Raw genomic sequence first — 10,936 nt, 5'->3', positions numbered from 1 at the left:
ACTCTCCGCTTCCGGCTGGTCGTACAATTCCCTGACTTTCTTGAGAAACTGCTCGGGTTCCTTCAATTGATCCAGGACAAAGGCCAGTGCCTGGTTATCGTCGCGCAAATCAATAACGGCGGCGGAGAGCCGCCACATTTCCACAAACTGCTGGTTGAAGCTGATGATGCGGCCTTCATGGTTCACCACCAGAATGCCGTCGGCGGTCGATTCCAGGGTGGAATGCAGCAGCGAGACCGAGCGCTCCAGTTCCTCAACCGCGCGCCTGCGCTCGGTGATGTCCTGGGACTGGGCGATGAAACCGCACGGCCTGCCCCGGGCATCGCGCACCACGGCGACGCTGGCATGAACCCAGACCGGATGCCCTTGCTTGTGGAGGTAGCGCTTTTCGACAAAAAAAGATTCCATCTCACCAGCCATCAATTGCTTGACTGCCGGCAGATTCTTCTCCAAGTCCTCGGGATGGGTGATCTCCAGGAAGGTTTTGGCGCGCAATTCATCTTCCGAATAACCCACGAGTGCGCAGAACGCCTGATTCACACGCTGAAACCGGCCGCCGGCATCGATCATCATCATGCCCACCGCGGTGTTCTCAAATGCGCTTCTGAAGCGGGCCTCGCTTGCCTTGAGCGCCTCTTCCGTCCGCTTCCGTTCGGTGATGTCGCGCACTATGGCGAGAGCATAATCACGATCAAGATGGATGTTGACGCAGTTGACTTCGACCGGGAAAGCCGAGCCATCCTTGCGCCGGTGCAGACTTTCGAGGACGATGGAACCGGAGCCCGACATGTCCTTTTTGATTTGCTCCCAAGATTTGTCGGCCACCACAGGGTCGAGGTCGGCAACAGTGAGAGCCAAGTATTCCTCACGGGTATAACCATGGGCAAGGCAGGCCTGGTTATTCACATCAAGAAAGCGCCCGGTTTCCGGATCTATGACTTCGATAATATCGTTTGCGTGATCAATAAGTGTACGGAAGAGCGTCAATGCCTCCTGTGCCCGCTTCTGTTCGGTTATATCGTGAACCTGGGCGATGTGTATCGCATGATCGCCCACGGTGATGAACTGGCATAAAACCTCGACCGGAAATTCACTGCCGTCCTTGCGACGATGACGGCTTTCCACGCGTACGACGGAATCGTGTTTTGTACGTTCGTATTCCTCCCAGCGCTTGTTCCACTGCTCCCTGGGATAGACCGGATCGATATCCCACAACTGCAGGCGCATCAACTCTTCACGATCGTAGCCGAGCGAGCGGCAGGCGGCTTCGTTGACGTAGGTGAATCCGCCCCGGTGGTCGATCCAGAAGACGGCGACGAAGGCCTGCTCGATCGAATGCCGGAACAGTGCCAGTTGCTCATCGGCACGTTTGCGCTCGGTGATGTCGATGCTGGCGCCCACGGTGCGCTCCGGGCGGCGCGCGGCCCCTTCAGCCTTGAAAAATGTTTGTGACCGGGTGGAGACCCACCGGGTCTCGCCGTCCCGGCGCACGATGCGGTGCTCCTGATCGAAAGCGCCGGCACCGGCCGGGTCATGGGCCCGCAAGATTTCCGCCCCGATCCGCTCCAGATCGTCCGGGTGCACACTGGCGAGAAACGTCGGCGGTGACGCCGGTTCATCCGCGCTGTAACCGTAGATTTCCCGGTACTTCGGCGACCAGTAGACGGCGCCGGTGAGATGGTCGTGATCGAAGATGCCGAACTGCGCGACCCGGACGGCCTGCAGCAACTGATCATCGCTGCGGCGTAATTCCTCCTCTGCGCGCCTGCGATCGAAGATCGTCGCGTTGTTTTGAACCGGGTTCGTCGACAATTTTTTCATCTTTAGGGCGAATCCCGTAACTACCAGCAAACAAGAATAAATATAAGGTTATGGTTTTTCTGTGAATTACTTCCATAACCTATACATATATATTAGGTGAGAAACGGGGTTATTGCGGGTCTTTCCCGACGTCATGGGTCCATCCTGATGAACTGGGCGGCGGGAAAAGGGCGGCCGGAGACGCCGGCGGTGACGGCATATCCTCATGAAATACAGGGAATTTTTCCTGAATTACCGTGCCAGGGGCCCATTGCACTCGCCGAAATCGCCCCGGATAACCGTCCTCCGGTTAGGCAGGCTGTTCCTGCGTCTGGGTTTTGGGGCGGAAAGGCTGATAGCGCGGAGTCCACATTCGCGAGTCGATGACCTGCTCCAGGTTGCCGGCAGGCGGGCGTGTGGCGAGTCCCTGCGCGATGGCCTGTGCGGCCACGGCCAGGGCTATCCGCTTGGCGACCGAACGGATTTGCGAGAGCGGTGGCAGAATGCCGGCGCCATTGGCCCAGAACCCGCCGGCGCACTCCGCCAGCGCCTCCGATGCCGCCATGAACATCTCGTCGGTCACCCGTCGCGCGCCCACCGCCAGTATGCCCAGCCCCATTGCCGGGAACATATAGTGATTGTTGCATTGGGAAATGACGCAGGTCCGGCCGTTGTACGCCACGGGCCTGAACGGGCTGCCGGTCGCGATCACTGCCCTGCCGTCCGTCCATTGGATCAGATCTTCCGGCGTCGCCTCACAGCGCGTGGTGGGATTGGACAGCGGAAAGATGATGGGATGACCGACCTGGTTCGCCATCAACCGCACAATGGGCTCGCTGAACAGGCCGGGCTGGCCGCTGACGCCGAGCAGGATGGTCGGCCGCGCGCCGCGGACGACGTCGATTAACTGGATCGTCCCCGTTTGCGTCACATCCCAGTTGACCACGCGATCTCGCGGCTGTACGAAACGGCGCTGCGCAGGCGTGAAACCGGTCAGGCCGTCATGCAACAAACCGGGTTTGTCCACAAGGTAGAACCGCAACCGGGCCTCGTCCTCGGCCAGGCCTTGCTTCATCATCGTGACCAGAATTTGTTCGGCGATCCCGCAACCGGCCGAGCCTGCGCCGACGACGATAACGTGTTGATCCGCGAGCCGCTGTCCGACTGCGTGGGTGGCCGCAAGCAGCGCGCCCACGGTGACGGCGGCGGTTCCCTGGATGTCGTCGTTGAAAGTGCACAGCGAGTCCCGGTAACGTCCGAGCAGGCGGGCGGCGTTGTCGCGCGCAAAGTCCTCCCATTGCAGGAGGACATTTGGGAATTTTTTGTTCACTGCTTGGATGAAAAGCTCGATAAAATCGTCGTACTCCTGGCCGCGAATGCGTTCATGCCGCCAGCCCAGATACAGCGGATCGCCCAGATAGTCGGAGTTGTCGGTGCCGACGTCAAGCATGATTGGCAGTGTGGTCGCGGGATGGATGCCGGCGCAGGCTGTGTAGAGCGACAGTTTGCCGACGGGCACGGCCATGCCGCCCGCACCCTGGTCGCCCAGGCCCAGCACCCGCTCGCCATCGGTCACGACGATCACCTCCACCCGCGGCACCGGCGAATGGTCAAGGATCTCCTCGATGCGGTGACGGTTGGGATGGGACACAAACAACCCGCGCGGCCGCCGGTAAATATGGCTGAACTGCTGGCAGGCGGCGCCCACCACCGGTGTATAGATGATGGGCATCGTCTCCTCCAGATGTTCCACCAGCAACCGGTAGAACAGGACCTCGTTGGCGTCCTGCAACTGGCGGAGATAGATGTGCTTGTCGAGGTCGCTGACCCGCGAGGCATAAGCCTCAAAGGCCCGCGCCAGTTGCTGCTCCAGGGTCTCGACCTGTGCCGGCAGCAGTCCATGCAAACCGAATTCGTCGCGCTCCCGCTCGGAAAAGGCGGTGCCCTTGTTCCACAGCGGCTGCGACAGCAGCGCCTGCCCCGTGAGCGAGGCATCAGGCTGTATATCTTCAGACATGAATCAACCGCGTCGTTCCTTATGTTGAACTATGTCGCCATTTTCACCTGCCAGTCAACAATTGACATATCCGGGTGAGGCATAATACGAACCATGAATCCCAACGCACGGCGCTTTTTTTATTTCGGCGCCACACGCATCGACGGCGGCCGGGACATGCGGGCGCAACTCGGCGGCAAGGGCGCCGATCTCGCCGAGATGGCCGCGCTCGGACTGCCGGTGCCCCCCGGTTTCACCATCAGCGCACAGACCTGTGCTGATTTTTACGCCAACGGCAAACGATTGCCCGCCGACCTGCGCGCCGGCCTGCGCGCGCGCATCACGATGCTGGAAAAGGAAACCGGCAAGCGCTTCGGCGGCGAGGACCGGCCGCTGCTCCTTTCGGTGCGCAGCGGTGCGGCCGTCAGCATGCCGGGCATGATGGACACCATCCTGAACCTGGGCATGAACGATCGCGTGGTTGCGGGTCTGGCGCGGGCGACGGCGAACCGCCGTTTCGCGCTGGACGCCTACCGCCGGCTCATCGACATGTTCGGCGGCGTGGTCATGGGCATGGCGCATGCCCGTTTCGAAAACGCCCTGCAACGCATCAAACGCCGGCATGGCGCCGCGCAGGATACGGATTTGGACGAGCACGGCCTGGAAGAAGTGATCGCGGCCTACAAGGCCGTGTACCGCCGCCATGCCGGCCGCCACTTCCCGCAGAATCCGGAAACGCAACTGACGCTGGCCATCGCTGCGGTGTTCCGCAGCTGGGAGTCCCCGCGCGCGCTTGAATACCGCCGCATCCACGCCATCTCCGGCCTGCCCGGCACGGCGGTCAACGTGCAGAGCATGGTGTTCGGCAACATGGGCGGGGATTCCGGCACGGGGGTCGCCTTCACCCGCGATCCCGCCACCGGCCGCAACGCGCTCTATGGCGAATTTCTCGTCAACGCACAGGGCGAGGACGTGGTCGCCGGCATACGCACGCCGAGACCGGTGTCGGAAATCAAGCGCTGGCGCCCCGATCTGCACGCGCAACTGCTGGCGATCAAGGACAAACTCGAACAACACTATCTTGACATGCAGGACATTGAATTCACCATCGAACGCGGCAAATTATGGATGTTGCAGACCCGCACCGGCAAACGCACCGGCGCCGCCGCCGTCCGCGTCGCGGTGGAGATGGTGCGCGAGAAATTGATCGACGAGCGGACGGCGCTGCTGCGCGTGGCTCCCTCTGATCTCAACCAGTTGCTGCTGCCCTCCTTCGATCCGAAGGCGAAACGCGTGGTGCTGACACGCGGCCTGCCGGCATCGCCCGGCGCCGCGTGCGGCCGGCTCGCGTTCAGCGCCGAGGAGGCGGTGGCGCGCGCGGGACGCGGGGAGCAGGTGATCCTCGTGCGCCGCGAGACCAGCCCCGAGGACATCCACGGCATGCACGTGGCGCAGGGCATCCTGACGGCAACCGGCGGCACCACCAGCCATGCCGCGGTCGTGGCGCGGGGCTGGGGCAAATGCTGCATCGCCGGCGCTCCGCATACCGACATCGATGAACACCGGAAAGCCGTCACCATCAACGGGCGGCGCTACACCACCCGCGATGTCTTCAGCCTGGACGGCGCCACCGGCGAGGTCATGCTGGGGGAATTGCCGCGGGTCGAGCCCAAGTTGTCCGCCGAATTCGGCACGCTGTTGCGCTGGGCGGACCGGCACCGGCGCCTGGGCGTGCGCGCCAACGCCGACACCCCCGTGGATACCGCGCGGGCCCGCGCCTTCGGCGCCGGGGGCGTGGGGCTGTGCCGGACCGAGCACATGTTTTTCAACCCCAACCGCATCTCGATCATGCGCCAGATGATCATCGCCGAGACCGAGCCTGCGCGCCGGCGCGCCTTGCGCCGGCTGTTGCCTCACCAGCGGCGCGATTTCGAGGAGATCTTCCGCGCCATGCACGGACTGCCGGTGATCATCCGGCTGCTGGACCCGCCATTGCATGAATTTCTCCCGCAGGATGCCCGGGCCCAGTCGGCGCTGGCCCGCGAACTCAAGGTGTCGATCGCGCGCGTCCGTCGGCGGGTGGCGGAGCTGCACGAAGCCAACCCGATGCTGGGGCACCGCGGCTGCCGCGTCACCATCACCTATCCGGAGGTGCTGGAGATGCAGGTCACCGCGATCACCGAGGCCGCCATCCGCTGCCGTCGCCGGCGCATCGCGGTTCGGCCTCAGATCATGATTCCGTTGGTCGGCATCGACCGGGAACTCGCCACGCTCCGCGCGCAGGTCGAGCGCACCATTGCCGAGGTCCGCAGACGTCTGAAATTCACCGGCCGGCTGCACATCGGCATCGGCACCATGATCGAAGTCCCGCGCGCGGCGCTGACCGCCGATCAGATCGCAAAATACGCCGATTTCTTCAGCTTCGGCACCAACGATCTCACCCAGATGACACTGGGATACAGCCGCGACGACGTCAACACCTTTCTGCCCGATTATCTCAAGCAGGGAATTCTGGATCGCAGTCCCTTCCAGACCATCGATGCGACCGGCGTCGGCCAGCTGGTGAAAATGGCGGTTGAGAGGGGCCGTATGGCAAAGCCCGACCTGGAGTGCGGCATCTGCGGCGAGCACGGCGGCGATCCCGCCTCCATCGCTTTTTTCGCGGCCGCCGGATTGGATTACGTGTCCTGCTCACCGTTCCGCGTGCCGCTGGCCCGTCTCGCCGCGGCCCAGTCGGCGCTTCGTGATCATTAGAAGTTCCTAACCGCGGCAGGACAGTCCGGTTCAGGTCGTGAGCAGTTTTTTGATCAGTTCCAGGAACATGTTGGCGTTCATCGGCTTGCTCACCACGTGGAGATCCTTGTCGCGCTGCAGATGCCTTATCGCCGACGAGGTATCCCCAGTGAGCAGGATGGTCTTGAAATCGGGGCCGATGATCGGACGCAGGGAGTCGATGACCTGCGTGCCGGTTTCTTCGCCCCCGAGGTGATAATCGGTCACCAGCAGATTGATGTCGCCCTGTTCTTCCGCCAGCCGCAGCGCCTCACCCAGCGAGCCGACGGCGCTCACCCGGTAGCCCGCGATCTTCAGCAGCACGCGGGTCGCCTTGCGCACGGCGTCATCGTCCTCGACTATCAGGATGTGCGGCATTGATACCTGCCGGCTTGCGTCGACGTCCGACTGCGGCGTCGAGCGCGAGGTATCTGCATGCCTGTCGCTCACCGGCAGCTCGAGCGAAAATGTCGACCCCTTGCCCAGCTCCGACTGCACTTCGAGCTTCAGATTGAGCAAATTCGTGATCCGCTTGACGATGCTCAAGCCCAGACCGTATCCCTCGCGCGAAGTATTGGCCGGGACTCCAATCTGATAAAACTCGTCGTAGATGTAGGGGATATGGTCCACCTTGATACCCACGCCGGTGTCCAGAACCTCGATGCGTATGCAGGCCCGCTCATGCATGCAGCGCAGACCCACCCAGCCCTTGTGCGTATATTTGATGGCATTGGAAACGAGATTCCTGAGCACCTGGCCGACCAGTGAGGGATCGGTGCGGACCCATTCATTGCATGGCTGGACGGTCAGTTGCAGGCCCTTGCTGGCGGCGATGCCGGCAAATTCATTACGCATTTCCTCGAACAGGTTGGCCACCGTGATATCGGTAATTTCGGGCCGTATGGCGCCGGACTCGAGTTTGCTGATGTCGAGCAGGGCATTCAGCAGCCGTGACATCGCCCCGATGGCTTGCTCCTGTTGGGCCAGGATTTCCTGTACATTCCGACCCTGCGCCATGTGTTGCAATGTCCCGTTCAGCAGGGAGAGGGTTTGCAGCGGCTGGCGCAAATCATGGCTTGCAGTGGCAAGAAACCGGCTCTTGGCCTGATTGGCGCGATCGGCTTCATCTAGTGCCACCTTGAGTTCCATCTCAATGCGCCTGCGGTCGGTCACATCGCGAATTGCCGCGGCCACGAGCCTCCTCTCACCATCGCGGATGGGACTCAGGCTGATTTCAACGGGGAATTCCGTGCCGTTCTTGCGCAAGGCAAAGAGATCAAGGCCGATGCCCATGGGGCGCAACTGGCCGCCATCCATGTAACGTTCCCGATGAGCAACATGGCGGCCGCGGAAACGTTGCGGCAGCAACAACTCCACGCTCTGGCCGATGACCTCCTCCTGCTCGTAGCCGAACAAGGCGGAAACCTGGTGATTGGCAAACTGGATCGAACCAGACTCGTCGATGATTAACATCGCATCCGGCGCGGAATCGAGCACACTGCGAACCAGATCGGAAGAAAGTAACGTCGTTTCCCGCATAAGAGGCCTCTACTCCAGCCTGTGCATTAAGGGCTCGGGAAATTCTTGATATTATTTAATCATGATATCACGCTTTATAATTAAGCGTGCCCAATAGACTGACGGTGAGATCGATATCGATGTCTCAACAGTATCTCAACAGTTCGCAGCAGGTAACTCGCTAATTTTCATCAGATAGTGTCCCTGCCCATGATGGAAAACGCCATCAACGCCTTCATCCTGCTGTTCGTGGTCGTCGACCCGGTCGGGGTGGCGCCCATGTTCGCGGCGATGACCCGTAATTACCCGCGCGCCGCCTCCCGCGGCACGGCTTTGCGCGGCGTGACAGTGGCGCTGGTGATTCTTGTTTTCTTCGCCCTGGGCGGCCACGCACTGCTGCGTTATCTCGGCATCGGCATGCCGGCGTTCACGATTGCCGGCGGCATCCTCCTGTTTCTGCTGGCGGTCGACATGGTGCTGGTGCGGCAGACGGGTTTGCGCACGGCCATCCCCAGCGAACAACTGGAGGCGGAACACCGGGATGACATCAGCGTGTTCCCGCTGGCGATCCCGATGATCGCCGGCCCGGGTTCGCTTACCACCGTCCTGCTGCTGACCGGCATCCACGGCTGGCAGTCGGCGCAGACCTGGATGGTGCTGGGCGTCGTGACCGTGATCCTGTTCATCACCCTGCTTATGCTGCTCGCGGCGCAACACATCAGCCGGGTGCTGGGCGAGACCGGGGTCAACGTGGTGGCGCGCCTATTCGGCATCGTGCTGGCGGCACTGGCGGTGCAATACGTGAGCAACGGCCTGCATGCCATCACGCAACCCTAGCGAATGGTTTCGAAAACCGGTCGTGCGCCGGGGAAATCCCGCGATACCACCGGTGAACCCGAGTTGATCCAGGTCAAAAACCTGCTGTCACATTTCGGCTATTTTGAAGCAAGGACACAATCAGGAGATAGCCATCATGACCATGTTGAAAGTGATAGAGGTACTGGCCGAATCGGACAAAAATTGGGAAGACGCCGCTCAAAATGCGGTCAAGCAGGCGGCGAAATCGGTGCGGAACGTCAAATCCATCTACATCAAGGACATCGAGGCGACCGTACAGGGCGACAAGATCGCGAAATACCGGATCAATGCGAACATTTCCTTTGTCCTCGAATAGGGCAACCGCGAACATCAGTCGGGCGTTACCGTCATTGATGGATGAATGAAGCATGACGCACAAGCAGGTGCTCTTTCGCAACGCCGCCCGTGAGAAGGTGCTGCGCGGCACCTCGCAGTTGGCGGATGCCGTGCGCATTACGCTTGGTCCCAAGTCCAAGTCTGTGCTGATCCAGAAGAAATGGGGCACGCCGATCGTCTGCAACGATGGCGTGACCATTGCCAAGGAATTTGAACTGAAGGACCTGGAGGAAAATCTTGGGGCGCAAATGCTGCGCCAGGCGGCGGAGAAAACCGGCGAGGCGGTCGGCGACGGCACCAGCACTTCGACCATACTCGCCCATGCCATTTTTTCCGACGGTGCGCGCAACGTGGTCGCGGGCGCCAGCGCCATTGATCTCAAGCGGGGGCTCGATCACGGCCTCAAGACCGTCATTGATTCGCTGCGCGGACAGTCCCGGACGGTGAAAACGCGGCTGGAGAAGGCGCAGGTCGCCACCATCTCGGCGCACAACGACGCTGTGATCGGTGAACTCGTGGCCGAGGCCATGGAAAAGGTGGGCGGCGACGGCGTCATCACGGTCGAGGAATCGAAGACCACCGAGACCGTGCTGGAAGTCGTGGAAGGCATGCAGTTCGATCGCGGCTATCTTTCCCCTTATTTCGTCACCGCGCCCGAGAAAATGGAGGCGGTGCTGGAAGACGCCTACGTCCTGCTCGTCGATCGCAAGATCAGCCTGCTCAAGGACATCATTCCCCTGCTCGAACAGGTGGCCAAGGCCGGCAAACCCGTCCTGGTCGTCGCCGAGGACGTGGAGGGCGAGGTGCTCGCCACGCTGATCGTCAACCAAATCCGCGGGATCCTGCACAGCATCGCAGTCAAGGCGCCGGGCTTCGGCGATCGGCGCAAGGAGATGCTGCAGGACATGGCGGTGCTGACCGGCGGCCAGGTAATCGCCGAGGAGGTCGGCCTCGAGCTTGAGAACGTCAAACTCGCCCAACTTGGACGTGTGAAGCGTGTGGTCAGCAACCGTGACACCACCACGCTGATCGGCGGCGCCGGCAAGCACGATGCCATCGAAGGCCGCATGCAGCAGATCAAGAAACAAATCGAAACCACCACCAGCAGCTATGACAAGGAAAAACTGGAGGAGCGCCTGGCCAAGCTTTCGGGCGGCGTGGCGGTGATCAAGGTGGGCGCGCCTTCCGAATCCGAGATGAAATCAAAAAAGGAGGCGCTGGATGACGCCATCTCGGCCACCAAGGCCGCCGTCGCCGAAGGCATCGTGCCGGGTGGCGGTCTAGCACTACTGCGCGCCATCGGTCCTTTGATGAGCGAAGAGGCCAAGACCGAGGGCGATGAGAAGACCGGCCTGCAAATCCTGCGCCGGGCCTTGGAGGCGCCGGCACGCACCATCGCCAGAAACTCCGAGATGGATGACGGTGTGGTGGTGGCGCGCATGCTGGCGGAGGGGGGTAATATTGGCTTTGACGCCGCCGCGAAGCGCTACGTGGACATGTACGAAGCCGGCATCATCGATCCCACCAAGGTGGTGCGCATCGCGCTGGAGAACGCCGTTTCCGTGGCGAGCATATTGTTGCTCACCGAGGCCACATTGACGGAAGTTCCGGAGAAAACCAACGAGAAAGAACCTCCCCTGCCATCGATGTAATCTT

7 protein-coding genes are annotated in these 10,936 nt (G+C 61.5%); 4 read left to right on the top strand and 3 right to left on the bottom strand.

Features of this window, described 5'->3' with window-relative positions:
• Together VMH34_04625 and VMH34_04620 are read right to left on the bottom strand one after the other, a co-directional pair.
• On the bottom strand, positions 1–1,821 hold a 1,821-nt coding region (locus VMH34_04625), incomplete at its 3' end, for a PAS domain S-box protein (protein ID HTT08055.1).
• 289 nt (positions 1,822–2,110) lie between these two features.
• Complete coding sequence (locus tag VMH34_04620) at positions 2,111–3,817, bottom strand: NAD-dependent malic enzyme (protein ID HTT08054.1); 1,707 nt, start codon at positions 3,815–3,817, stop codon at positions 2,111–2,113.
• 93 nt (positions 3,818–3,910) lie between these two features.
• On the opposite strand from VMH34_04620, the gene ppdK reads away from it, so the two are divergent.
• A complete protein-coding gene (gene ppdK / locus VMH34_04615; GenBank protein HTT08053.1) occupies positions 3,911–6,550 on the top strand; it encodes a pyruvate, phosphate dikinase in 2,640 nt (879 codons plus the stop codon).
• 30 nt (positions 6,551–6,580) lie between these two features.
• Here ppdK and VMH34_04610 read toward each other — a convergent pair whose 3' ends face one another.
• Complete coding sequence (locus VMH34_04610) at positions 6,581–8,107, bottom strand: PAS domain S-box protein (protein HTT08052.1); 1,527 nt, start codon at positions 8,105–8,107, stop codon at positions 6,581–6,583.
• 189 nt (positions 8,108–8,296) lie between these two features.
• On the opposite strand from VMH34_04610, the gene VMH34_04605 reads away from it, so the two are divergent.
• The 3 genes from VMH34_04605 to groL all read left to right on the top strand — a co-directional run bounded on the left by VMH34_04605 (position 8,297) and on the right by groL (position 10,932).
• Positions 8,297–8,923: a MarC family protein gene (locus tag VMH34_04605; GenBank protein HTT08051.1), complete on the top strand. Its 627-nt coding sequence runs from the start codon at positions 8,297–8,299 to the stop codon at positions 8,921–8,923.
• 136 nt (positions 8,924–9,059) lie between these two features.
• Positions 9,060–9,260 carry a dodecin family protein gene (locus tag VMH34_04600; GenBank protein ID HTT08050.1) on the top strand — a complete coding sequence of 67 codons (201 nt, stop codon included), beginning with the start codon at positions 9,060–9,062 and terminating at the stop codon, positions 9,258–9,260.
• A 52-nt stretch (positions 9,261–9,312) separates the two neighbouring features.
• Entirely contained in the window at positions 9,313–10,932 is a 1,620-nt protein-coding gene (gene groL, locus VMH34_04595; GenBank protein HTT08049.1) for a chaperonin GroEL, read from the top strand.
• Positions 10,933–10,936 lie beyond the last annotated feature (4 nt).

It is taken from the genome of Gammaproteobacteria bacterium, from assembly GCA_035501935.1.
GTDB lineage: Bacteria > Pseudomonadota > Gammaproteobacteria > JAJPIJ01 > JAJPIJ01 > JAJPIJ01.
This window is presented reverse-complemented; position numbering and strand designations above follow the sequence as displayed.